This window comes from Hathewaya massiliensis, assembly GCF_902143515.1.
Classification (GTDB): domain Bacteria; phylum Bacillota; class Clostridia; order Clostridiales; family Clostridiaceae; genus Hathewaya; species Hathewaya massiliensis.
Genome location: NZ_CABFVD010000003.1, coordinates 1 through 24,518, shown reverse-complemented (window position 1 = coordinate 24,518; position 24,518 = coordinate 1). Strand labels below are relative to the sequence as shown.

At 28.6% G+C, this 24,518-nt stretch carries 19 protein-coding genes, 1 tRNA gene and 1 pseudogene; 13 read left to right on the top strand and 8 right to left on the bottom strand.

Features of this window, described 5'->3' with window-relative positions; translation table 11 throughout:
* Nucleotides 1-160: 160 nt before the first annotated feature.
* The 4 genes from FNZ64_RS07110 to greA form a co-directional block, all read right to left on the bottom strand.
* Nucleotides 161-895: an amino acid ABC transporter ATP-binding protein gene (locus tag FNZ64_RS07110; protein ID WP_142414160.1), complete on the bottom strand. Its 735-nt coding sequence runs from the start codon at nucleotides 893-895 to the stop codon at nucleotides 161-163.
* 13 nt (nucleotides 896-908) lie between these two features.
* Nucleotides 909-1,580: an amino acid ABC transporter permease gene (locus FNZ64_RS07105; RefSeq protein WP_142414159.1), complete on the bottom strand. Its 672-nt coding sequence runs from the start codon at nucleotides 1,578-1,580 to the stop codon at nucleotides 909-911.
* Nucleotides 1,581-1,651: 71 nt separating this feature from the next.
* Nucleotides 1,652-2,464, bottom strand: a complete 813-nt coding sequence (locus tag FNZ64_RS07100) for a transporter substrate-binding domain-containing protein (protein ID WP_142414158.1) — start codon at nucleotides 2,462-2,464, stop codon at nucleotides 1,652-1,654.
* Between the two features lie 499 nt (nucleotides 2,465-2,963).
* Complete coding sequence (gene greA, locus FNZ64_RS07095; RefSeq protein WP_142414157.1) at nucleotides 2,964-3,428, bottom strand: transcription elongation factor GreA; 465 nt, start codon at nucleotides 3,426-3,428, stop codon at nucleotides 2,964-2,966.
* A 321-nt stretch (nucleotides 3,429-3,749) separates the two neighbouring features.
* On the opposite strand from greA, the gene FNZ64_RS07090 reads away from it, so the two are divergent.
* A complete protein-coding gene (locus FNZ64_RS07090; protein ID WP_142414156.1) occupies nucleotides 3,750-4,256 on the top strand; it encodes a GNAT family N-acetyltransferase in 507 nt (168 codons plus the stop codon).
* 104 nt (nucleotides 4,257-4,360) lie between these two features.
* On the opposite strand, the gene FNZ64_RS07085 is transcribed toward FNZ64_RS07090, so the two are convergent.
* Nucleotides 4,361-5,305, bottom strand: coding sequence for a hypothetical protein (locus FNZ64_RS07085; RefSeq protein ID WP_142414155.1), 945 nt, complete (start codon nucleotides 5,303-5,305; stop codon nucleotides 4,361-4,363).
* An 85-nt stretch (nucleotides 5,306-5,390) separates the two neighbouring features.
* Entirely contained in the window at nucleotides 5,391-6,017 is a 627-nt protein-coding gene (locus FNZ64_RS14910; RefSeq protein ID WP_142414154.1) for a hypothetical protein, read from the bottom strand.
* Between the two features lie 199 nt (nucleotides 6,018-6,216).
* On the opposite strand from FNZ64_RS14910, the pseudogene splB reads away from it, so the two are divergent.
* The 4 genes and pseudogenes from splB to FNZ64_RS07060 all read left to right on the top strand — a co-directional run bounded on the left by splB (nucleotide 6,217) and on the right by FNZ64_RS07060 (nucleotide 11,901).
* Nucleotides 6,217-7,238 (top strand): annotated as a pseudogene (splB, locus tag FNZ64_RS07075) (spore photoproduct lyase).
* 498 nt (nucleotides 7,239-7,736) lie between these two features.
* Complete coding sequence (locus FNZ64_RS07070; RefSeq protein ID WP_142414153.1) at nucleotides 7,737-8,078, top strand: PadR family transcriptional regulator; 342 nt, start codon at nucleotides 7,737-7,739, stop codon at nucleotides 8,076-8,078.
* Complete coding sequence (locus FNZ64_RS07065) at nucleotides 8,062-8,739, top strand: DUF2812 domain-containing protein (protein ID WP_142414152.1); 678 nt, start codon at nucleotides 8,062-8,064, stop codon at nucleotides 8,737-8,739. The genes FNZ64_RS07070 and FNZ64_RS07065 overlap by 17 nt, the downstream gene beginning before the upstream one ends.
* Nucleotides 8,740-8,946: 207 nt before the next feature.
* Complete coding sequence (locus FNZ64_RS07060; RefSeq protein ID WP_142414151.1) at nucleotides 8,947-11,901, top strand: DEAD/DEAH box helicase; 2,955 nt, start codon at nucleotides 8,947-8,949, stop codon at nucleotides 11,899-11,901.
* A gap of 9 nt (nucleotides 11,902-11,910) precedes the next feature.
* Here FNZ64_RS07060 and FNZ64_RS07055 read toward each other — a convergent pair whose 3' ends face one another.
* The gene (locus FNZ64_RS07055) at nucleotides 11,911-12,309 is read right to left on the bottom strand and encodes a (deoxy)nucleoside triphosphate pyrophosphohydrolase (RefSeq protein WP_142414150.1); all 399 of its coding nucleotides are present in this window, start codon (nucleotides 12,307-12,309) and stop codon (nucleotides 11,911-11,913) included.
* Between the two features lie 264 nt (nucleotides 12,310-12,573).
* Between FNZ64_RS07055 and FNZ64_RS07050 the strand changes: the two genes are divergently transcribed.
* From FNZ64_RS07050 to FNZ64_RS07020, 8 genes are all read left to right on the top strand, one after another.
* Nucleotides 12,574-13,737 (top strand): class I SAM-dependent methyltransferase, encoded by a 1,164-nt coding sequence (locus FNZ64_RS07050; RefSeq protein ID WP_142414149.1) that lies wholly within the window; start codon nucleotides 12,574-12,576, stop codon nucleotides 13,735-13,737.
* A gap of 52 nt (nucleotides 13,738-13,789) precedes the next feature.
* On the top strand, nucleotides 13,790-13,927 hold the full coding sequence (locus tag FNZ64_RS14665; RefSeq protein WP_185903709.1) for a hypothetical protein: 138 nt from the start codon (nucleotides 13,790-13,792) through the stop codon (nucleotides 13,925-13,927).
* Between the two features lie 3 nt (nucleotides 13,928-13,930).
* Nucleotides 13,931-14,788, top strand: a complete 858-nt coding sequence (locus FNZ64_RS07045) for a prohibitin family protein (RefSeq protein WP_142414148.1) — start codon at nucleotides 13,931-13,933, stop codon at nucleotides 14,786-14,788.
* A gap of 264 nt (nucleotides 14,789-15,052) precedes the next feature.
* Nucleotides 15,053-17,008 carry an elongation factor G gene (locus tag FNZ64_RS07040; RefSeq protein WP_142414147.1) on the top strand — a complete coding sequence of 652 codons (1,956 nt, stop codon included), beginning with the start codon at nucleotides 15,053-15,055 and terminating at the stop codon, nucleotides 17,006-17,008.
* 465 nt (nucleotides 17,009-17,473) lie between these two features.
* Nucleotides 17,474-18,982, top strand: a complete 1,509-nt coding sequence (locus FNZ64_RS07035; RefSeq protein ID WP_142414146.1) for a DUF1846 domain-containing protein — start codon at nucleotides 17,474-17,476, stop codon at nucleotides 18,980-18,982.
* Between the two features lie 813 nt (nucleotides 18,983-19,795).
* Nucleotides 19,796-20,290, top strand: a complete 495-nt coding sequence (nuoE, locus tag FNZ64_RS07030; protein ID WP_142414145.1) for an NADH-quinone oxidoreductase subunit NuoE — start codon at nucleotides 19,796-19,798, stop codon at nucleotides 20,288-20,290.
* Between the two features lie 3 nt (nucleotides 20,291-20,293).
* Nucleotides 20,294-22,183 (top strand): NADH-quinone oxidoreductase subunit NuoF, encoded by a 1,890-nt coding sequence (locus FNZ64_RS07025; protein WP_142414144.1) that lies wholly within the window; start codon nucleotides 20,294-20,296, stop codon nucleotides 22,181-22,183.
* Nucleotides 22,184-22,201: 18 nt separating this feature from the next.
* Entirely contained in the window at nucleotides 22,202-23,935 is a 1,734-nt protein-coding gene (locus FNZ64_RS07020) for an NADH-dependent [FeFe] hydrogenase, group A6 (protein WP_142414143.1), read from the top strand.
* A gap of 211 nt (nucleotides 23,936-24,146) precedes the next feature.
* On the opposite strand, the gene FNZ64_RS07015 is transcribed toward FNZ64_RS07020, so the two are convergent.
* A tRNA-Met gene (locus FNZ64_RS07015) sits at nucleotides 24,147-24,222 on the bottom strand.
* Between the last annotated feature and the right edge of the window lie 296 nt (nucleotides 24,223-24,518).

Sequence of the window (24,518 nt, the reverse complement as noted above, 5' to 3'; positions counted from 1 at the left end):
GCTTATGTTTTGTGTGATTCAGTAATATAATATAAGATTGGTTTTAATATTACTTAAATGTTATATATTTAAATAATGAAGAGAAGCTGTTTTGGTGAATACTGTAAAAATATTATTGAGTTTAGACAAGAAGAAAAGGTACGTCATTTGCTTTTATCATCTATATATTGAAGCTTTTAAGAAATTTAGTAACCTTTGAGTTTTTACATTCCTTAAAAATATATTCTGGAGTCCCCTGTTCAATAATTCTACCTTCATCCATAAAAATAACTTTATCCGCAACTTCTCTTGCAAATTTCATTTCATGAGTAACCACTATCATAGTTATATGTTCTTTTGCTAATTTTTTTATAACATCTAGGACTTCCCCTACTAACTGAGGATCTAAAGCTGAGGTAGGTTCATCAAATAAAATTACTTCTGAATTTGTTGCCATGGCTCTAGCTATACCTACTCTTTGCTGTTGACCTCCTGAAAGTTTACTTGGATAGACATCTTTTTTTTCCTCTAAGCCTACTTGTTTTAAAAATTCCAATGACTTTTTATAAGCTTCCTGTTTACTGTACTTTTGTACAACTATAAGAGGTTCCATTATGTTTTCAATTGTAGTTTTATTTTTAAAAAGATTATAATTTTGAAATACCATTGAAGTTTTTAATCTAAGTTTAAATATATCTTCTTTAGTACAATTTTCGAAATCTATTTCTAAATCATCTATAGTTATTTTACCCTTATCAGGTTCTTCAAGGTAATTTATACAACGAAGTAAAGTAGATTTACCTGTACCAGAGGGCCCTATAACTGCAATGACTTCACCTTTTTTAATTTCAAGATTAATCCCTTTTAAAACTTCTAATTCATTAAAACGCTTATGTATATTTTGTATATCTATCATAACTATCACCTTATTAATACCATTCATTTAATTTAAGTTCAATTTTTCTTTGAATAAAAGACATTATTAAAATTAATACCCAATAAACTATTGCAATATCTGTAAAAGCCTCAAGATATCTATAACTTGAAGTAGCTTCCATTTGGGCAGATGCCATCATCTCAGTAACTCCAATTGTAAAAGCTAAAGATGAACTTTTAACTATACTTATAAAGCTATTTGATAAAGCTGGTATTGCAACTCGTATTGCCTGAGGAAGTATTATTCTTCTCATTGCTTGTCCGTAAGTCATGCCAATAGATAATGCTGCATCCATCTGTCCTTTATCTATTGAAGAAATAGCTCCTCTTATGGATTCTGACATGAAAGCTGAAGAATTTAAACTTAAAACAATAAAAGCTGCTTGAAATGAAGTCATACCTCTAAGGGAAGGCATAACTTGTACAAAACCAAAATACACTAAAAATAATTGTGCTATTAAGGGTGTTCCTCTAAAAAAGGACACATATATTTTTAATATGGGTGTTAAGATCTTGATTTTTTTATTAAAAATTAAAGATATTATTACCGCCAGTATAACACCGAATATCATAGATAATCCCGATAAGAGTAAAGTAACTTTAACGTATTTAAGCATTATTGGGATAAGCTTAATAGCATACTGAACATCAAATACTGTATTCATATAATCACCACTTCTAATTTATTTACAAATTCCTTAGGTACAAAAATACGGTACAAATGTACCGTATTTTTTTATTTTTCAGGTTTAGCAGTTGTATCTAGTTTAAACCATTTTTCTGATAGTTTACTTAATGTTCCATCTTCGCGCATTTCCTTAATTGTTTTAGTTATAGAGTCAACTAATTCCTTATTTTTTTCATCCTTAGTAAATGGGTAAGCATTTGTTTCAAAGGCTAATTTAGCTCCTATAAGTCTAAGTGGAAGATTTCCTTGTTCGATTGTTGATTTTGTTTTAACTTCTCCTTGCCATCCAGCTTCTACTCTTCCCATTTCAATTTCTTTTTCAATAGGTGCTCCGTCATATGTTACTATTTGAAGATTTAAATTTTTTTCTTTATTAACATCTCTTAAAGTCTTTTCTCCATTTCCACCTAACCAACAAGCTACTTTTTTACCTTTTAAATCTTCAAAGGATTTTATAGAGCTATCATTTTTTACAGCAAAATCATAGTAACTGTATGCATAAGGTTCAGTAAAATTATATTTTTCTAATCTTTCTTTAGTAATTGACATTTGATGTGCTATTGTGTCTATTTTGCCTGCATCAAGCATTCCTACTAAACCACTAAATTTTGAAGTTTTGTATTCAATTTTATAATTATTTCTTTTTGCTATTTCACTCCATACGTCAATTTCATAACCTTGAAGTTTATCATCTTTCTTAAATGCCCAAGGATAATATTCCCCTGAAGTACCTACAGTAATAGTCTTTTGTTTGTTATCTTCTTTTATATTTGCTGCTGTTTTTGTATCTTTTGCTTTGTCACAGGCAGCTAAAGAAAATACTAAAATAACACTTAATAATAAAGTAATTATCTTCTTCATTATTCTCCCCCTAAAAATTTAATTTAAATTATAAACAAGTATATACAAGAATATACTTGTTTATAAATATTTTTCTATTCAGACATAATTATAGTTTAAATATTATGTATAAATTTGTCTAATATAAAAACCTTATAGATAATTATAGAACTATTTCCAACTCATATAGTTAATCAATGAAATCGAGTTCTTGAAATATTTATTTTTCTTCTTATTTTTTATACTGCTTAAAATAGTTGATGGATTTATATATGTAATTATATAAAAGTTTATGTTATAAATATCCATCAGTACAGAGAAGTGGAATCATGAGGAATTATTAAAAGATGAAAATAGTAAGTACTATGAGTTGAGGGATTTTTAAGCTAAATATTAAAAGTCTTAACTACAGCTTCCTGTGGTTAAGACTTTATATCTAGCAAATATATTCATCCTATTACATTATCTTTTAGTTCACTATCTTTTGTGTTAAGACCTTATATATAGTAATATTTATTCCTTATAATATTTCCAATATCTCTACAGTATATTTTTCCCCTGGAGCATCAACTTCAACCATATCTCCAACTCTTTTACCGTATAAAGCTTTTCCTAAATCTGATTCTATACTTATGCGCATATTTTCAGGGTCTAGGTCCATAGTTGTTACTAAGGTTACGGTAGCTTCATATTCATCATCTATAAATTTAATTCTAGCTTTGCTATTAACTCCTAGTGCTGATGTATCAACCATATTATCATCTATTACAGTTGCTGTGGAGATCATAGTCATTAAGTATTGAATTCTATTGTCATTTTCTCTATAATTTGCACAGGCTTCTTTATACTCTGCATTTTCAGACCTATCTCCATGTGCAGCAGCTTCTAGTTTTTCTCTTGCGATTTCAGCTCTTTTTACAGTCAGTCTATATTCCAATTCTTCTTTTAACTTTTTTAAATTTTCCTCTGTTAATTTATTATGCATAAGATCTAAACCTCCATTTAAATATTTACATCAAATATTATACCATGATTTTTTAGTTTATAAGTGAATTATAGTCGTTAAAATGTTTTAAAATTACTTTTAGTAACTTTAAATGGAATGTAAATACTAAAAATGTAAAATATAAGTGAATGCATAAAGTGAAAGAAAAATAAGGTAAATATAGTAAAGGACATTTAAACTTAAGTAATAGAGTAAAAGCTTTTTTACATACCTTAATATTATTGGTAATATATTTGTGATTATGAATAAATTAATTCATAAGCTTGCAAGCATTATAATAATATTAAGGAGCTGTAATCGTTGGAGACAAGGAGTATTAAACTAAGTCAAGAAGTATATAGGCATGATGCATATAAGATAATTAATTGGCTTAGTGATGAAGACATAATAAATAATTTAAATGAAGATAATAGAGTTATAGAAAATTTAACTAGTGTTATAAACAGGATAAATATGCCTATTTTAACTCATTTATTTAATAATAATTGTAGATTTTTTATAATCAAAAACATATATGATACAGTAGGATTTGTAAGATTAGTTCCTAAGAATGAAACGGTTGAAATTGTTATTACAGTAGGGGAGAAGGAACTATGGGGAAAAGGCATAGGGCATAATGCAGTTTTGGAAGCATTAAAAAAAGCTTTTTTTGATATGAGAACAGAAAAAGTTGTTGCTAAAATTAAAAAGAGTAACAAAAGATCTCGAAATCTATTTAAGGGAATTGGGTTTAAAGAAAGTCGAGTTTCAGAAACAGAGGTAGAATATCATATTACAAAGGAAAGTTTTTTTAGAATGGCTGCGTAAAATGAAAATTATTAAGGGACACTTCTATTTTATAAAATAGAAGTGTCCACTATATTACAATAATATTAGTTTTTTAAATTTTATATTAAACTAAAGTATAGCAATTACATCTCTATTTCTTCAGCCTTTATTTTATAGTTAGCTTGTCTATAAGCATGTATAATATTAGAGCATGATCCCACAAAAGTAAGAAGATAACCAATAACTAGGTTACTTATAAATGATCTCTGAATTGAAGGTTCTTCCAAAGCCTTAGGAACAAATTTTAAGGCATCAAAAAAGGATATTGGATAATCCATCTTTAATTCTGAGTATATATCAATAGCTAAGGAAATGTGATTAGCTAAATAAACCATTATAATAGTAATTAAGGAAGTAATAATAACACCTAGTAAATTAAGTTTTCCACCAAACATTTGATATCCTTTAATACAACACACAGCAATAGCTAGTCCTGCAATAGCAGCTATATAGTTCATTTGAGCTATAATTATCCAAATAACAGATCCAAGTAATGCACCTATGAATCCACCAACGATTCCACCAACTATATTATTGCTTTGTTTTTGAAAATTGCTTTGTTCCTGAGCAATTGTATTTTTAATTTCTAACTGACAGTTTTTACAACATCCCATAATAGTATTACCTATTAAAAATGGTGTTACTTCTGCTTCTTCACCACAATAGCTACAACAAGTAACTAAATTATTTGTAATAGCAAAATCTATTATTTTATCTAATATGGATAATAATATTTCTGGTTTACGATATTTTCTATAATTAGCAGCATATTGTAGTTGTATGCTAGAATTTTTATATGTTGCATAATTAAGCTTTTTAAATTCAGTTGTTAATTCATGAAGAAAAGAATTGACCTTATTTAATTCAAATTCAGCAGAAAGTTTTAAAGGAAAATCAATATAGTATATATAGTTATTTGAGTTTATTGTAACATTATATCCTCTATATGTTCCAAATAAAGTATCTTTCTTGCTAAGAAAACTTAAACTCGTTGATTCTGACAGACCTATAAGTAGTTTGTCTTTCATTAATAATATCCTCCACTAAAAATATAATTTGTTAAATTATATGTACAATTTAATATGTAATGAACTTTTTATATGTGTATATTTTTTATTTTTTAGGTATATTTTTTAATTTTATTGATGTAATAACCTTTGTATTTTTATCAAATTCAATACGAAGTTCTTGTCCATATTCCCCCATGTCACTAATATAATATGTAATCCAACCCATTTGTTTCATATAATCAACTTTTGGAGGTCCATAGGCAGTAATAACCTCTTCATAAGTTGATGCTAAAGTAATTCCTTTTGGCAATACTACAGTATTTTTATATGAATCATTTTTTTTAGATACTTTAATAGCACCTAGCATGGCATCATCAAACTTTACTGTAGAGCCACTTGTATTATAAAGTGTTACTGTAATACGACTATCCTCACTCTTGCTTCCATCATCCATATAAATTGAGTCTACATAATAGCCATTTTCTAAAGGTTGTCCTTTATCTGCAAAGTCATTATACCTCCAACCATTATCTACTAAATTTTGAGCTTTAATAGGTAGAGAGTATTTTACTCCATTTAAGGTAACATCACCAGATATAGGATCTGAACTCATTTGTGAAGAATATTTTTTAATGTCTTCCTTTGTAAGTTTCTTTATTTCTTTAGGGGCACTGCAAGCAGTTAACATACATAGGCATAGACTTAAGCATAAAGTAATTATTTTTTTCATAAGCTTATCCTTTCGTTTTTGAATTTTATTCCATATTAAGGGAATATATTTTCCTAATTTTACTCATATAAGTATATCATAATTTTTATCAGAATCCAGTTATTATTTACAATATTTGATGTTTTAATATTCCTAACTAAAGTTAGTATTATATTTGAGATAAAAGGTAAAATATATGTATAAGGAGTGTGAGTATGCCATGTTTATTCCTAAGAGAATAATATTTGAAAAGGGTTCTTTAGATCATGAAATAGGTAAAAAAATATATGATAAATTTAAAGAAGATGAAAATATCGAACTTATAAGATTAACCTCAAATAAGGTAAAACAACATATTCCAGGAGAAAATTTATATGAGTTTTATAGGGAGGGAAAAAACACTTTAGTTGTAGGGGTAAAAAAGGGATTAAAGTTTCAATCATGTAAACCATCAGCACATTATCAGTTACCCTTAGTTTCAGGTTGCATAGGGAATTGTGAATATTGTTATTTGAATACCAACTTAGGTGATAAACCCTATGTAAAAGTTAATGCTAATATAGAAGATATATTAAATCAGGCAGAAGAATATATAAAAGATAGAATTCCTGAAATAACCATATTTGAAGGTGCCGCAACCTCGGATCCAGTACCTATAGAACCATACACAGAAATATTAAAAACTACTATAAACTTTTTGCAAATAATGAGTATGGTAGGTTTAGATTTGTGACTAAATATAGTGGTATTGATGGACTTTTAGATCTAAAACATAATGGGAAAACAGAAATTAGATTTACAATAAACACAGATACAGTAATAAGTAATTATGAAAAAAGAACTGCATCAATAAATAATAGGATAGAAGGAAGTGTTAAGGCTGCTAAAGCAGGATATCCAATTGGATATATAATAGCACCAGTTTTTATATATGATAATTGGAAAGAAGAATACAGAAATTTATTATTGTGTTTAAATAAAGAATTGCCTAAAGATTTAAGTTATCCAATTACTTTTGAAATCATATCTCATAGATATACCACAAGAGCTAAAAATATAATAATGGAAGTATTTCCAGACAATAAATTACCCATGAATGAAGAAGAAAGAAAATATAAGTATGGTCAATTTGGGTATGGAAAATATGTATATCCTAAGGAGAGCATAAGTGAAATTAAAAATTTTTTTGAGGAGAACATTAAAGAGATTTTTACTAATTGTGAGATAAAGTATATTATATAAAGAGTTTTAGTGTACCATTATTATGTTTTTTTATGTTGTTCTCATTGAGGGGAGCAAACATATGTAAGGCATATGTTTTAAACAAGAATGAAGTTACAGCACAACCTGAAAAAGATGATGTAATACAGGATCCAATGCTTAACTGAGTTATAAGAACTGCAATACATAAGACACCAGACCGTAGTTATGCAAAATTAACAAAAGAAAATTTAGAAAAGGATTTACACAGTTATGTTTATTATAATAATTAAAAATTTAATTAATCAATTAATCCAGAAGTTATTAGTTAGCTTCTGGATTTTTAAAATTAAAGTTTTATATGATAACTACCTGGTCTAATACTCCCATGGCACTCTGTGAAAACTTATAACTCTGTTTATCATATACTCATACATAAGCATTTGGTAAAAACTTTAGATTTAGATATTAATTTATTGACATCTATTACGTTTAGTGATATATTGAATATATCACTAAACGTAATAAGGGGATGAAGTTATGAGAGATAACGTACAGGGTGGTGCATTGACAGAAACCACTTTACTTGTTTTACTTGCTTTTTATAAGCCTAATCATGGTTATGGTGTTATGCAGTTTATTAAGGATAAAACTAATGGCAGGGTTGACCTAGGTGCTGGTACTTTGTATGGAGCATTAAATAATCTTTTAAAGAAGGGATGGATTATACAGCTTAGCGAAGAGGAACGAAAGAAGGAATATATTATAACAGATATAGGAAAAGAACAAGTTGAAAATGAAATAAAGAGATTGGAAAGTATCTATGGTTTGGCAAGAGAAACAGTAAAAGGAGGTATTAGGGGAGATGAAGAAAGTTTTTAAAATATTCTTTGATGGAATTAATGCCCAAGAAAATTGGTTAAACAACATGGCCACAAAGGGATATCATTTAGTAAAGACAACAAGATGGTTCTATTATTTTGAAGATAGTTTGCCTAATCAATATGAGTATAAGGTTGAGTACGTTGCTCATAAGTCTTATGAAGAGATGCTTAAATATAAAGACTTTTTAAATGAAGTAGGTATAACCACATTTGAAAAGCCAATTAATGTTGGACAGTATTCTTGCAGTAGAATTAAATATCGTCCCTTTGCAGATAAAGGTGGAAAGTTTGCTAAATCTAAAGGGATGATTAATAAGGAATTGCTTATTTTAGAAAAGAAAAGTGATGGAGAAAAATTTCAGGTTCATACAGATATTGAAGATAAAATCCAGTATTATAAATCTATAAGAAAGGCTTATATTAGCATAGAGATATTTTTATTAGCACTAGTGTTGTTTCAGGTTATCATGAGAATTGCCCTGAAAAAACCATGGTTTTTATACGAATTTATAAAGCTTGGTGGAGAAACGCCTACAATTATAAAAATTATTGGGTCAGGTATATTTGTTTCTATTCTTTCCTATGTTACTTTCAGAAGCATTTCATATACAAAGCTTATTTCCAATTTAAAAAATCATGGAAGTATATATGAAAACTGAGATTAATATAGAAACTATCACCTTACTTCTACATTCATAAAGAATTTAAAGTAAGGTGATTTTATATTTAATTTTCATTTTGTAATGTGAAGCAATCTTAACATGAAATAAGGTTAAATAAAGGATTCTAGTGTACTTTTGGGAATATTATGCTAGAATTAACATAGAAAATGGCAATAGAAAATTATATCTATAGAGGGGATATTTATGAATTTCACAAGGGAAGGGGCACTTTCAGTCCAGTATAAAGAAAGTGAAACTGCGGAGTTATTAGAAAAGAAAAAAAACCTAATTACAGATAAGTACTATGAGTATTCAAAAATTAACCATAAAGAAATAGAGGATAATAATTACTTAGTTAGTAACAAGTTAATCACTAATGGATATAAGGGAAATCTTTTAAATGAATTAAAAAGATGCTTAAGTGAATGTGAAAAATTTTATTTTAGTGTTGCTTTTATTAATTTTAGTGGATTACAACTTCTATTAGATACTTTTAAGGAATTAGAGGAAAAAGGAGTTAAGGGAAAAATTATAACTTCTACTTATCTAAATTTTACGGAGCCTAAAGCATTAGAGAGAATAAAAGAGTTTAGTAATATAGATTTAAAGATTTTCGTGGCTGATAAAGAAAAGGGTTTTCATACCAAGGCTTATATATTTGAAAATAAGGATGAGTATAAAATAATTATAGGCTCTTCTAATATAACTCAGCGTGCTTTAAAGAGTAATGTTGAGTGGAATGTTAAGGTCATATCTAAAAAGGAAGATAAGTTTGTCCTTGAAGTTATTGAAGAATATTTAGAATTATGGAATTCAACGTCCTTTGTAGATGAGGAGTTTTTAACTAATTACAATAATTTTATAAGGGAAATAAGAAAAACAGAGCATAGAAAAAATTTGGATTTTACGGACTATGAAATAATCAGACCTAATTCTATGCAAAATAGAGCTATTAATAATTTAAATAGGCTTCGCGAATCAGGGGAACATAAGGCTTTAGTTGTTGCTGCCACAGGTACAGGGAAAACTTATATGTCCGCTTTTGATGTTATTAATTATAAACCTAAAAAGATGCTTTTTTTAGTACATAGAGAGGAAATTTTAAAAAGTGCTGAAAGGACCTTTAGAAAACTGGTTAAGAATAAAAATAAGACCACAGGGCTTTTAACAGGAAGTAGAAAAGATATAAATGCTGATTATTTATTTGCCACAGTGCAATCTATGAATATAAATCTGCATAATTTTAGTCCGAATGAATTTCAGTATATGATTGTAGATGAGGCACACCATGCAGCTAGTTCTTCTTATAAAAGAATAATGGAATATTTTAAACCTGATTTTATTTTAGGAATGACTGCAACTCCTGAAAGATGTGACAGTGAAAATATATTTGATATTTTCGGAAATAATTTAGCCCTAGAAGTAAGGCTTAGTGAAGCTTTAGAGTTAGAACTTATAGTTCCTTTTCATTATTTTGGAATTACAGATATTGAAGGCATTGATTTAATGGATGTAGATATTAATGATATAACAGAATTAACCAAGAGATTAAATGTCAATAAAAGAGTTGATTTTATAATAGATAAGATCAATTTTTATGGTTATGAGGGAGAAAAGCGTAAGTGTATTGGATTTTGTGTGAGTATTGACCATGCTAAGTATATGGCTGAAGAGTTTAATAAAAGAGGAATAAAAAGTATTTGTTTAACAGGGGAAAATTCACCACAGGAAAGGGAAGAACATATTAGAAATTTAGAATCAGATAATCATGAATTAGAAGTTATATTTACTGTGGATATTTTCAATGAAGGTGTGGACATACCTGGAATTAACTTAGTTTTAATGTTAAGACCTACAAATTCGCCTATAGTATTTATTCAACAATTAGGAAGAGGATTAAGAAAGCATAGGGATAAATCTTTTTTAACGGTTTTGGATTTCATAGGAAATCACAATAAAGCTTTTTTAATAGCCTTAGCCTTAAATGGAGGAAAATATTACGATAAAGATAGTTTAAAGGTGGCAGTGGCTAGACAGTTTGAAGATATACCAGGGTGTACTAATATTCAAATGGATAGGATAGCTCAAGAAAGAATATTAGAACAATTAAATAGAGAAAATTTTAATTCTATGAAATATTTAAAAGAAGAATACCTAGAATTTAAGAAATTAAATGGTGGTAAGATTCCATATTTTTTAATGGACTATATTAAATATGATGGAGCTCCAGACCCTTTAAGATTTATAAACAAGGAAAAAACCTATTTAGGCTTTGTTTCTAATATAGAAAAGGATGAAGAACTACAAAATTTATTACAGGATGAAGTTTTCTATAAAATACTTAAAGAGCTTTCAAGTAAGTTACCTTTAAAAAGAGTTTATGAGTTTAGTATTATAAAATATCTACTTTCTAATATAAGTATAACTAAAGAGGAAGCTAAAAAAGAAATATTAAAATACATTAAAGAGGTAGATGATAATAGTGTAATACATGCTTTAAATGTTTTAAATCAAAGTTATTATGATTCAGGACAAATAAAAAACAATATAAAATCTTTTAATCTTGAAAATGAAGTTTTAAGTATAACAGAGGATTTTAAAAGGATTATAGAGAATAAAAATTACAAGTCATATATTAATGATATTATAAATTATGGGCTTATAAGGTATGAAAAGGAATTTGGAGAAGACTACTATGGAATGCCTTTTTTAAAGTTATATGCTCAATATCAAATGGTAGATACTGCATTATTATCTAATTATACTAAGATTCACAGTTCATTTAGGGGAAGTGGACTTATTACCAATGGAAAAGAATATTTTTTATTTATAGATCTTCATAAAGAAAAAGATATTAAAGAAAGTATAAATTATAAGGATAAATTCATAGGTAGGGATACTTTTCAATGGCAAAGTCCTAATAGCACTTCCCAGGACTCAGAGCGAGGTAAAAATATTATATTTAATAAGCAGAGGGGAATTAATCTTCATATTTTTATAAGAAAGTATAAGAGTATTGATGGAGTAGTTCAACCATATATCTATATAGGAAAGGGAAATGTAGAAAAGTATTTTGGAGAAAAGCCTATTACTACTATAATGAGTCTAGAGAATAAAGTTCCACAAGGATTATATACAGAATTTACAGAAAAGGTATAGCTAAATTTGCTATACCTTTTCTGTAATTAATTGTTCCACAGCGGGAATATCTGCTGGAGCCCATTTTAAAGAAGATAAATTTTCTCTATGTAACCATATTAATTTAGAATGTTCTTTGGCAATAGGGGTACCCTCTACTAACTTACATTTAACAGTAATTAAGTTTACAATGAAGTTTTCATATTCATGAGTATTGTCATTAAATATGTCCATAAATTCAATAGAACAATTTAACTCTTCATTTATCTCTCTTTCAATGGCTTCTTTTAAAGTTTCATGGGTTTCTACTTTTCCACCTGGAAATTCCCAATGGTTTGGAATGCTCATTTTAGGTGAACGAAGAGCACATAGGATTTCTTTATTCTCATTTTCTATAATTGCTCCAACAACTTTAAGTATTTTTTTCATAATGCCCCCCTAAGCCAGTTATTTTAATTTTCCAGTATAATTATAACATTAAATAATAAGTTTTATAATGCTGAAGTAAATAAGTAAGTAGATAACTTAAATTAATAGATTTCTATATTTAATTTAAAATTATAATATATAATTATATAGCAGTATTTTATATGTAAACCATATGAAAAACATTTGAATTAATTTTATAGATATAATAATATAAGTATAAACATAAATAAGATTAATTTAAAATAAATTATAAGGTGAGTGACAATGGAATATTTAAGAAAAGCAATAAGTGAGATTACAAGTGAAGATATTATAAAGTTAGTTATTAGTAATAAGGCTAATAAAGATGTTCAATATAATAAAATAACCTTTGCATTAAAGGAAAATAATGAAAAACAGTATTATCAAATAGAAAAATATACGAATAAGCAAGTGTTTCATGAAAATATAGATGTAAAAATCTTAGAGGATAAAATTTTAGAATATTTACAGGGAAATTATAAGCAATTATCTGCTTGGTCAGAGGGGAATACCTTTGATTTAAAAATATCTAAAAAAGGCAAAGTATTTTTAAGTAAGAAAAAAGATAGTAATGTAAAACTTCTTAATAAAGGTCACAATAAAGAGAAAAATTATATTCTTAAAGAGGGGATGATAATTAAGCCACTTATAGATTTAGGAGTTTTTACTAAGGAAGGAAAAGTAGTTAACTCTAAATATGATAAGTACAAGCAAATAAACAGATTTATAGAAATTATTGATGATGAAATAAAGAAGATGGATTTTAAAGAACTTACTATTTTGGATTTTGGATGTGGTAAGTCTTATTTAACTTTTATACTATATTACTATTTTACAGAGATTAAAGAAATTCCAGTAAAAATCATAGGTTTAGATCTTAAGGCAGATGTAATTAAAAAATGCAATGATATAGCTAAGGAATATAATTATGAGAATTTACATTTTGAACTTGGAGATATAAATGGCTTTAAGTATAATGATAAAGTTGATATGGTAATTACATTACATGCTTGTGATACAGCTACAGATTATGCTTTATATAATGCAATAAAGTGGAATAGTAAAATGATTTTTTCTGTACCTTGTTGTCAGCATGAATTTAACAATCAAATAAAGTCAGAAGATTTATTCATACTTACAAAATACGGTATAGTAAAGGAGCGAGTTGCTGCACTTATGACAGATGCAGTTAGAGCTAATCTATTAGAAAGTGTAGGATATAAAACTCAGCTTTTAGAGTTTATAGATATAGCACATTCGCCTAAAAACATATTAATTAGAGCATCAAAAGGGAATATATCTAAGGAAAAGAAAGAAAAATCACTATGTGAAGTTGAGAAACTAATGAAGGAATTTAGTTTAAACCCTACTTTATACAATTTATTAAAAGAAGATAATTTAATATAAAAGATAATTTAATATGGATTAATTTATAGACAAAAACAAGGGGAGATTTTATATGCCTTTTATTATGTTGGTGGGATTAATATTATTTTTAATTTGGATAATAAGTTTAAAGTTTGCAGACAGAATAGGAAGTTTAACAATAAAATATATAATAAAACCAATAATAAATTTATTTAAAGGGGAAGAATAGTAAATGAAAAACAAAAAAGTAGGTGCCATAGTTTCAGCAGTAGTAATGGTTTTTATTGTAATTATATTAATCAAATCGGCAGAGATAATTAAACCAGGATATGTAGGCATAGTTTACAGCATGAACGGAGGAGTACAGGATAGAGTGTTAACTCAAGGGCTTAAGTTCGTATCTCCTATAAAATCAGTTAAACAATATTCAGTTGCAACAGAACAGGCTTTTTTAAGTAAAGATAAAAGAGAAGGCTCAGAAGATGATGATAGTTTTATAATCCCAACTAAGGATGGTAAAACCATAAATGTGGATTTAGAGTTTGCATATCATTTTGATTCTGAAAAACTTCCTAAGACATTTACTAGATTTAAAGGGCAAAGTGGTAAGGAAATAGAAAGAACATTTATAAGAGGAAAAATGAAATCATGGGCTTCAGAAGTATCTTCTAAATTTTCTGTTATAGATATTTATGGTGAGCAAAGAGGAAAGTTAAACAAAGAAATGTTAGATTATAGTAGGGAGAAGTTTGAAGAGTATGGAATAGTTATTGATTCAGTTAATTTCCCAAGAATAGGATTAGATAGTGAAACCGAAAAAGCAATTCAAACAAGAATTAATTCTCAGCAAAAATTAGAACAGAGTAAAATTGAAAGAGATAGAGCTAAAATAGATGCAGAAAAGAAAAAAATTGAGGCACAAGCTGAGGCAGATGCTAAGTTAATTAAAGCTAATGGTGAAGCACAAGCAAATAAAAAGTTACAAGAAAGTTTAACACCTTCCATTGTGGAATATAAGAAGATCGATAAATGGGATGGCAAGCTTCCACAAGTTCAAGGTGGAAACGCTATTGTAGATTTAAAAAAGTAAAGGAAAATATAAACTAAGAAAAAGCTTAGTAAAGATCCAAACATCTGATTTAAGGTGTTTGGATTTTTTATTATCATGTTAGTATTTTTAATTATATGTTGAAATGTAGTAAAAGATGGTTTAAAAAAATAATATTTTTGTTAAAATATATAATAAGGGTTAAATAATTGTTGATTTAAAAGTTGCAATATACATTTAGAAATTACAGTGTACTTTAAAATATAAGTTAATAACTTAATCTTAAGAGGGAAGTGACAAAGGAATATGAATAAAACCATAGGAATATTTGCTCATGTAGATGCTGGAAAGACTACATTTTCAGAGCAATTATTATATCATACAAAAAGTATTAAAAGCATTGGTAGAGTTGACCATGAAAATTCCTTTTTAGATAACAATAATATAGAGAGAAAAAGAGGGATTACGGTATTTTCAGGACAAGGAGTTTTTAATTATAAGGATTCAACTTATTATTTAATAGATACTCCTGGACATATTGATTTTTCAACAGAGATGGAGAGAGCTATTGCAGTTATGGATTATGCAATTTTAATAATAAGTGGGGTTGAAGGAGTTCAAGGTCACACGGAAACCCTATGGCAACTTCTTAGAAAATATAAAGTGCCAATCTTTTTCTTTATTAATAAAATAGATAGAGTTGGAGCTAATCTTAGCTTAGTAATAGAAGAGATTAAAGCTAATTTAACTTATGATATTTGTTTTATTGATGAGTCCTTTAATGAGAATGAAATTAGTGAGGATATTATAGAATTTGTAGCAGAACGTAATGAGGAACTTTTGGAAAAGTACATAGAAGGAGCTTATGAGAGTAAAGCATGGATAAATGCCATGAAACATATGATTAAAGAAAATAAAATTTATCCATGTTTTAGTGGTTCAGCTCTTCAAGATATTGGAATAGATACTTTTCTAGAGAAATTAGATATGCTTACCTTTACAGAATATTGTAATGAAGAAGAGTTTAGTGGACGTGTTTATAAAATAAGACATGATGAAGATGGAAATAGAATAACATACATAAAAGCCTTAGGCGGTACTTTAAAAGTTAAGGAAGAGGTATATTTTGGCTCTGGTGAAGATATCTCCTATGAAAAAGTAAATGAAATAAGAATTTATAATGGAGATAAATTTAAAAATGTAGAGAAGATTAGTGCAGGAGATGTCTTTGCAGTGACAGGTTTAAAAAGCTTACTTCCAGGTGATGGAGTAGGAACTTTAAAAGAAAAAATAAATTATGAAATGATTCCTACATTAAAATCAAAGGTTATATTTGATGAAAAATTAAATTCTAAAGAAGTTTTAAGTTATTTTAAGATTTTGGAAGCTGAAGACCCAGCATTAAATATTATTTGGAATGAGAAGCTACAGGAAATACAAGTTCACATTATGGGGGTTATTCAACTAGAAGTTTTAAAACAATTGATGGAGGAGAGGTTTAATTTATTTATAGAATTTGGTCCTTGTGAAATTCTCTATAAGGAAACTATTTTAAGTAAAACTCATGGATATGGTCATTTTGAACCATTAAAGCATTATGCGGAAGTGCATTTAAAAATAGAGCAAGGGGAGAGAAACTCTGGAATTACATTTGAAAATTTGTGCCATAATGACGACTTACCACCTGGGAATCAGAATTTAGTTAAAACACATATTTTTGAAAGAGAGCACCATGGTATATTAACAGGTTCTCCTTTAACAGATTTAAAAATTACTTTAATCACAGGAAGAGCACATAATAAGCATACCAGTGGGGGAGATTTTAGAGAGGCTACTTTTAGGGCTTTAAGACAAGGCATAGAAAAGGTAGAAAATATATTACTTGAGCCTTATTATACTTTTAAAATTGAAGTAGATATAGATTATATGGGTAGGGTTTTATCTGATATACAAAAACTAAAGGGATCCTTCCAGTCTCCAGAAACTTTTAATAATAAAGTAGTTATAAAGGGAAGAGGGCCTGTTGCTAACTTTATGAATTATCCTATGGATTTTGTTTCCTTCACAAAGGGAAAAGGCAAACTTAATTTTATTTTTGAGGGGTATGATGTATGTCATAATCAAGAGGAGATTATAAAAAAAATAGGTTATGACAAATATGCAGATATAGAATATACCTCCACCTCAGTTTTTTGTTCAAAAGGGCAAGGTTTTTTAGTAAGTGGAGATGAAGCAGAAGAATATATGCATTGTTTAAGATAGCTTTATAGTTAAATTATTCATAAGAATTTTAATTTCAATTATTTCTGTTTTTATTTACAGAAATAATAAGAAAAAAATAATAAGGCTATTAAAAATTTTTGAAAAAAATATGTAGAGTTATGTTTTTTTAATAGATAAAGAGAGTTCTAAGTTTTATTGGGGGTAAAACTCCATCTGAAGCCAGGAACTGTATTTATATATTAATTTTATTTGAAATTTTAAGAAAGTCCATATTATAAGTATACTTATTTTAAATTATTGTATATAATATAATTAAGGAACCTACCAAGTTTTTAATACTAAACCTTGGTAGGAGTTTTTTATTGTAAAGCATAGGTAAGACTATTTTAGGATGTAAACTAGTTTAGTATAATTTGCATTCCTTTAAAGTCATGTGTTAAATTAAATACTTAATAAACATTTATAAAAATAAATTAGAAAACTATGGTATTGTGAGGCGTAAAGATGAAAAAAGGATTTGATAACAAGAAGTATTTAGAAGAACAATCAAAGTACATATTAGAGAGGGTGAATAACTACGACAAACTATATCTAGAGTTTGGTGGCAAACTTTTATTTGATCTACATGCAAAGAGGGTATTGCCTGGATTTGATGAAAATGCAAAGATTAAACTTCTACATAAGTTAAAAGAAAAAGTAGAAATAGTTATTTGTGTATATGCAGGAGATATAGAGAGAAATAAGATAAGAGGCGATTTTGGTATTACTTATGATATGGATGTTTTAAGATTAATCGATGATTTAAGATCTTATGATCTTGATGTAAATAGTGTTGTAATCACTAGATATGAGGGTCAACCTGCAACTACTGTCTTTATAAACAAACTTGAGAGAAGAGGAATTAAGGTATATAAACATAAGGCAACTAAAGGATATCCAACAGATGTAGATACCATTGTAAGTGATGAAGGATATGGTAAAAATCCGTATATTGAAACTTCAAAACCTATTGTAGTTGTAACAGCACCAGGACCAGGAAGTGGAAAGCTTGCTACATGTCTTAGCCAGCTTTACCATGAATATAGAAGAGGAAAAGTAGCTGGATATTCAAAATTTGAAACTTTCCCAGTATGGAATGTGCCTTTAAAACACCCACTAAATATTGCTTATGAGGCTGCAACTGCAGATCTTAAAGATGTAAATATGATTGACTCCTTCCATGTGGATGCTTACAATAAAATATCTGTAAACTATAATCGTGATATTGAGATGTTCCCTGTACTAAAAAGAATTATAGAAAAAATAACAGGGGAAGAATCTATTTATAAATCTCCAACAGATATGGGAGTTAATAGAGTAGGTTTTGGTATTGTTGATGATGAAGTTGTAAAAGAAGCTTCTAAGCAAGAGATAATTAGAAGATATTTTAAAACAAGTTGTGAATATAAAAAAGGATATGTAGACAAAGAGACCTTTAATAGAGTAAAGCTTATAATGGAAGAACTTAATTTAAGTGAAGAAGATAGAAAAGTTGTTATGCCTGCAAGGGAGCGTTCAGCTAAATTAAAAGAGACTTCTAATAAAAATGAAGTTTGTCCTGCTGTAGCCATTGAACTTGAAGATGGTACAATACTTACAGGTAAGAGCTCAAAAGTACTAGATGCATCAGCAGCTGTAATTTTAAATGCTGTTAAGTATTTTGCTAACATATCGGATGATATTCACCTTATTTCTCCAGTTATACTAGAGCCAATTATAAACCTAAAATCAAAAACTTTAGGTAGTAAAAGTATAGCTTTAAGTTGTGAAGAAGTATTAATTGCTCTTAGTATATGTGCTGCAACTAATCCAATAGCACAAGTTGCAATGGAAAAACTACCTATGTTAAAAGGCGCACAAGCTCATTCCACTACTATTTTAAGTAGAAGTGATGAACAGACCTTTAGAAAATTAGGAATAGATATAACTTGTGATCCAGAATATCCAACAGAGAGTCTTTATTATAATAATTAGAATATAAGCAAGAGACATAGACGCTCTTTGCTCCCACTTTAAATAAGATAGGAGTATTAGAGCCATAGTCATAAAACTCCTAACGAATTTAAAAGTTAGGAGTTTTTTTATGCAAAAATTAGATGCTTTATAGTGATATTAAGGATATAAAATGAAACTAAATTGGCAATGTATTTTTCATGGAGTAGACAAAGTTTTATTGTAAATAATATGAATAAAAGTTCTTTAATACATGGTAAATTAAGTTGAAATGAAATTTAATTTGGGAATATTAAAGAAAAAAATAAAATTTATATAAAAAATTTTTTATACAAAAAAATAGGATAAACAATTAACAATCTATGATAAATTATAATATTAATCTATATTAGTATAAATATGGTATAATTTAAAAAAAAGAAATATCATGATACTTTTTGAATATTACATATATGTAAAATTGCAAAATTTAAAATAAAAGCATATGAAATAAAAAATTTATTTTAAGAAAAACTATATAAATAAGTTTTTTGTAAATTTTTAAAACTTGTTTTGTGAAAAAAATATCAAAAAAACAGGAAAACAAATGTTAAAAAAACACATAAACTTAATTATATGGATAACCAAATCATATAAGCAAAAAATAAATCATGATTTTAAATTAACAAATATTCTAAATAGTGATATAATGAAGAAAATTGTAAATGGATTCAGGGTATTAATATAAAAAGTTAATAATATTAAAATTTAAAAGTAAAAAAATTATTTAAGTCATAAATAAGTTAATAGTAAAAAGAAATTAAAATAATTATGTTATTGGAAGAGGGGAAAAAAATGTGTTCAAGCTGTAAGAACTGTTTAAAATTTAATGAACTGGAGCAGTTTATTAAAGAACAATCAAATGTAGAAAACAAAGAGTCAGCATTAATAGCTGTTTTACATAAAGCACAGGAGCTTTATGGATACTTAGGTGATGAAGTTCAAGAGTTTATTGCTGATAAATTAGAAATTCCAGTTTCTAAAGTATATGGTGTAGTAACTTTTTACTCTTATTTCACTACAGAACCAAAGGGTAAATATGTTATTAGCGTATGTACAGGTACTGCTTGTTTTGTTAGGGGAGCAGGAGAAGTTTTAGATGAATTTAAAAAAGAGTTAGGTATAAAAGAAGGGGAGACTACCAAAGATGGGCTTTTTACTTTAGACGTATTAAGATGTGTTGGGGCTTGTTCCATAGCTCCAGTAGTGCTTGTTAATGAAGATGTTCATGGTTATTTTGACAAATCACAAGTTAAAAAAATCTTAAATGAAGTTAAGGAGCGAGAATAAGTTATGGATAGATTTATAGATTATAATGATTTATTAAAGGTAAAAGAGAAGTATAGTAAACTTGTGGATTTAAGATATAATGATGAAAGCTTATCCAATAATGAAGAAATAAAAGAAAGGCAAATATTAGTCTGTGGTGGACCTGGATGTAAGTCCGCAAATTCATATAAAATTATGGAAGCTTTAAGAGAAGAATTGAAAAAGAATGGACTAGCAGAATCTACAAAGGTTGTAATGACTGGATGCTTTGGATTTTGTTCTGAAGGACCTGTTATAGAAATAGTTCCTGACAATGTTTTTTATGTAAGGGTATCTGAGAAAGATGCAGAAGAAATAGTTAAGAGTCATATATTAGAAGGAAAAGTAGTAGACAGGCTTTTATATGAAGAACCTGAAACTAAGGAAAGAATAAAAAATAGAAACAACATACCTTTTTATAAAAAACAAGTGAAAATTGCTTTAAAAAATTGTGGAGTAATTGATCCAGAAGATTTTGAAGAAGTAATTGGAGCAGGAGCCTATACTGCCCTAGGAAAAGTAATTACAGAAATGACTCCAGAAGAGGTAGTAAAAGAGGTAACAGATTCAGGTTTAAGGGGTAGAGGAGGCGGAGGTTTCCCTACAGGTAGAAAGTGGCAAACAGCACTTAATGCAAAAGGTGATATTAAGTATGTAATATGTAACGCTGATGAGGGAGATCCAGGTGCTTTTATGGATAGAGCAATACTAGAAGGTGATCCTCATAGTGTGTTAGAAGCTATGGCTATTTGTGGATATGCCACAGGATCAAATCAAGGATTTATTTATATAAGGGCAGAATACCCCTTAGCAATTAAAAGATTACGTATAGCAATAGATCACGCTATGGAGGCAGGTCTTTTAGGAGAAAATATACTAGGTACAGGGTTTAATTTCAATATAGAACTTAAATATGGTGCAGGTGCCTTTGTCTGTGGAGAAGCTACAGCTCTTGTCCATTCAATAGAAGGACAAAGAGGAGAACCTACAATGAAACCACCTCGTACCTCAGAAAAGGGATTATGGAAAAGACCTACTTGTGTAAACAATGTGGAAACTTTTGCAAATATTCCAGCTATAATCAATAAGGGAGCAGCATGGTATAGTTCTATAGGGACAGCTGAATCAGCAGGAACTAAAGTTTTTGCTCTAGCAGGTAAAATCAATAATGTAGGTTTAGTTGAAGTTCCTATGGGAATATCCTTAAAGGAAATTATATATGAAATAGGTGGCGGAATAAAAGATCATAAGAAGTTAAAAGCAGTACAAACAGGTGGGCCATCAGGAGGTTGTATACCAGATTCCTTAATAGATATACCTATCGAATATGATACTTTAACTAAAATAGGATCTATGATGGGATCTGGAGGAATGATTGTATTAGATGAAGATAACTGCATGGTTGATGTAGCTAAATTTTATATGGAATTTACTGTGGATGAATCTTGTGGTAAATGTACTCCATGTAGGGTAGGAAATAAAAGGCTTTTAGAATTTTTAAATAAAATCACTGAAGGTAAAGCAACTGAAGAAGATTTAACTAATATGGAGGAGCTTTGTAAGGTTATTCGAGATACCTCACTTTGTGGATTAGGTATATCTGCTCCAAATCCAGTATTAAGTACTCTTCAGTATTTTAAAGATGAATATGAAGCTCATGTGAATGAAAAACAATGTCCATCTGGAGTTTGTAAAAGTCTTTTAACTTATGAAATTACAGATAAATGTATAGGTTGCACAAAATGTGCGAAAGGTTGTCCTGTTAACTGTATAGAAGGTAGTATAAAAGAAAAACATCTTATTGATAAAGATAAATGCATAAAATGTGGAGCTTGCTATAGTGCATGCCCAGTTAAAGCGATAGTAATTAAGTAGCATAGGGGGGATAAAGAGATGACTATGGTTAATTTGGTGATAAATGGTGAAAAAGTAGAAGTAGAAAAAGGAACATCCATATTAGATGCAGCTAAAAAGTTAAATATTAATATACCTACTCTTTGTAATATGTATATGGATAACGGAAAGGTTAGAAATTGCAAAGGAACCTGTAGAGTATGTGTAGTTGAGCAAGAGGGTAGGTCTAAATTAATTCCATCATGCTCTGTGGATGCCTCAGAAGGAATGGTTATTAAAACTAATTCTGAAAAGGCTATTAAAGCAAGAAAAACTATAGTAGAACTTTTATTGTCAGACCATCCAAAAGATTGTCTGCAGTGTGAAAGAAACCAAAATTGTGAACTACAAAAAATAGCAGCGGATTTAGGAATTAGAAAAAATAGATATGAAGGTGAAATGTCTCAATATGCAATAGATGATTCTTCTAATGTTATTGTAAGGGATATGGACAAGTGTATATTATGTAGAAGATGTGTGACCATGTGTAGTGAAGTGCAAAACATAAATATACTAACACCAGTAGATAGAGGCTTTGACTCAGTTATTTCTACTTTCTCTAAAAAACCTTTAGCAGAAACAGAGTGTACTTATTGTGGACAATGTGTTGCTGTCTGTCCTACAGGTGCTTTAAGAGAGAAGAGAGACTATGATAAAATATGGCCTTTACTAGATAATAAAGAAAAATATGTTGTAGTTCAAGTTGCACCAGCTGTAAGAGTTGCACTAGGTGAAGAGTTTGGACTTGAAATTGGAAGCACTGTAACTAAAAAAATGGTTGGAGCCTTAAAAAAGTTAGGATTTAATGCAGTATTTGATACAAATTTTGGAGCTGATATGACTATTACAGAAGAAGCTGCAGAATTTATAGATAGATTTACAAAGGGTGAAAATCTTCCACTTATGACTAGTTGTTGTCCAGCTTGGGTTAACTTTGTAGAGAAAGAATATCCAGAGCAAATAAATCATTTATCAAGTTGTAAGTCTCCTCAACAAATTTTTGCTGCCATGGCAAAAACATATTTGCCTAAAAAGTTAGGATTAGAACCTAAAGATATAGCTGTAGTTTCTATTATGCCTTGTACAGCTAAAAAATATGAAGCAAGCAGAGAAGAAATGGGTAGAGATGGAATTCAGGATGTAGATGTAGTAATAACTACTAGAGAATTTGGAGCTATGCTTAAAGAGGCAGGTATAGATTTAAGAAACATGGAGGAAGCAGAATTTGATAATCCACTAGGAGAATCTACTGGAGCTGGTTCAATATTTGGAACTACAGGTGGTGTTATGGAAGCTGCTTTAAGAACTGCCTATGAGTGGGTAACAGGAGAAACCTTAGAAAATGTTGATTTTAAAGATGTTAGAGGACTTAAAGGAATTAAGGAAACAACTGTAAATTTAAATGGAAAAGATGTTAATATTGCAGTGGCAAGTTCTCTTGGAAATGCTAGAAAAATAATTGAAGAAGTTAGAGATGGAAAATCAAAATATGATTTTATTGAAGTAATGGCATGTCCAAGTGGATGTATAAATGGTGCAGGTCAACCATATAGCAAATGTGATACTGAAATAATTAAAAAGAGAATGGAGTCTATATATTCAGTAGATGCTAATAAGGCAATTAGAAAGGCACATGAAAACCCAATGATAAAACAAGCCTATGAAGAATTTTTAGAAAAACCTAATAGCCATATTGCACATGAATTATTGCATACATCTTATAAAGCTAAATAATTTATTTAATTTTTCTCCCACTTTGAATAAAAGCAGAGAGTCCAAATCTTAGATTTGGTAAGAATAGCTTTCACAGAGTGCCATGGGAGAATTAAAGTGATAGTTACCGTATAAAAGAGTGCTTTTAATGATTAACAACCATTAAAAGCACTGTTTTTATTAATTAAATTATGCACGTAAAAAAACTTCTATAATAAATATAGAAGTTTTTTGGTTGCGGGGGCAGGACTTGAACCTACGACCTTCGGGTTATGAGCCCGACGAGCTACCAGCTGCTCCACCCCGCGTCATTATTGATTTGTTTAAATTAACTTATGAATTAAGTATAAGCTATTTATTATCATAAGTCAAGTAAAATAATTTTTATATAATTTTTCACTAGTGTTTAATTTTTAGAAAATATTTTCATTGACATTTGTATTATAATCATTCTTTATAGTAAAATTCTTAAATTAAGCTAATATAGAATAATATTCCTATAACAAAGGGCAGACTTGCCCGCATAGTGATAGCTTGTATGGAAGTATATGGTTTTATAGTTGCAGTTAGCCACCTAACCACTTCTCCCAAGAAAACAAGATAT

Excerpts from the sequence above, each read along its gene's own strand:
- FNZ64_RS07110 (WP_142414160.1), bottom strand. The coding sequence starts at position 895 with ATGATAGATATACAAAATATACATAAGCGTTTTAATGAATTAGAAGTT.
- FNZ64_RS07105 (WP_142414159.1), bottom strand. The coding sequence starts at position 1,580 with ATGAATACAGTATTTGATGTTCAGTATGCTATTAAGCTTATCCCAATA.
- FNZ64_RS07100 (WP_142414158.1), bottom strand. The coding sequence starts at position 2,464 with ATGAAGAAGATAATTACTTTATTATTAAGTGTTATTTTAGTATTTTCT.
- greA (WP_142414157.1), bottom strand. The coding sequence starts at position 3,428 with ATGCATAATAAATTAACAGAGGAAAATTTAAAAAAGTTAAAAGAAGAA.
- FNZ64_RS07085 (WP_142414155.1), bottom strand. The coding sequence starts at position 5,305 with ATGAAAGACAAACTACTTATAGGTCTGTCAGAATCAACGAGTTTAAGT.
- FNZ64_RS14910 (WP_142414154.1), bottom strand. The coding sequence starts at position 6,017 with ATGAAAAAAATAATTACTTTATGCTTAAGTCTATGCCTATGTATGTTA.
- FNZ64_RS07070 (WP_142414153.1), top strand. The coding sequence starts at position 7,737 with ATGAGAGATAACGTACAGGGTGGTGCATTGACAGAAACCACTTTACTT.
- FNZ64_RS07065 (WP_142414152.1), top strand. The coding sequence starts at position 8,062 with ATGAAGAAAGTTTTTAAAATATTCTTTGATGGAATTAATGCCCAAGAA.
- FNZ64_RS07060 (WP_142414151.1), top strand. The coding sequence starts at position 8,947 with ATGAATTTCACAAGGGAAGGGGCACTTTCAGTCCAGTATAAAGAAAGT.
- FNZ64_RS07055 (WP_142414150.1), bottom strand. The coding sequence starts at position 12,309 with ATGAAAAAAATACTTAAAGTTGTTGGAGCAATTATAGAAAATGAGAAT.
- FNZ64_RS07050 (WP_142414149.1), top strand. The coding sequence starts at position 12,574 with ATGGAATATTTAAGAAAAGCAATAAGTGAGATTACAAGTGAAGATATT.
- FNZ64_RS14665 (WP_185903709.1), top strand. The coding sequence starts at position 13,790 with ATGCCTTTTATTATGTTGGTGGGATTAATATTATTTTTAATTTGGATA.
- FNZ64_RS07045 (WP_142414148.1), top strand. The coding sequence starts at position 13,931 with ATGAAAAACAAAAAAGTAGGTGCCATAGTTTCAGCAGTAGTAATGGTT.
- FNZ64_RS07040 (WP_142414147.1), top strand. The coding sequence starts at position 15,053 with ATGAATAAAACCATAGGAATATTTGCTCATGTAGATGCTGGAAAGACT.
- FNZ64_RS07035 (WP_142414146.1), top strand. The coding sequence starts at position 17,474 with ATGAAAAAAGGATTTGATAACAAGAAGTATTTAGAAGAACAATCAAAG.
- nuoE (WP_142414145.1), top strand. The coding sequence starts at position 19,796 with ATGTGTTCAAGCTGTAAGAACTGTTTAAAATTTAATGAACTGGAGCAG.
- FNZ64_RS07025 (WP_142414144.1), top strand. The coding sequence starts at position 20,294 with ATGGATAGATTTATAGATTATAATGATTTATTAAAGGTAAAAGAGAAG.
- FNZ64_RS07020 (WP_142414143.1), top strand. The coding sequence starts at position 22,202 with ATGACTATGGTTAATTTGGTGATAAATGGTGAAAAAGTAGAAGTAGAA.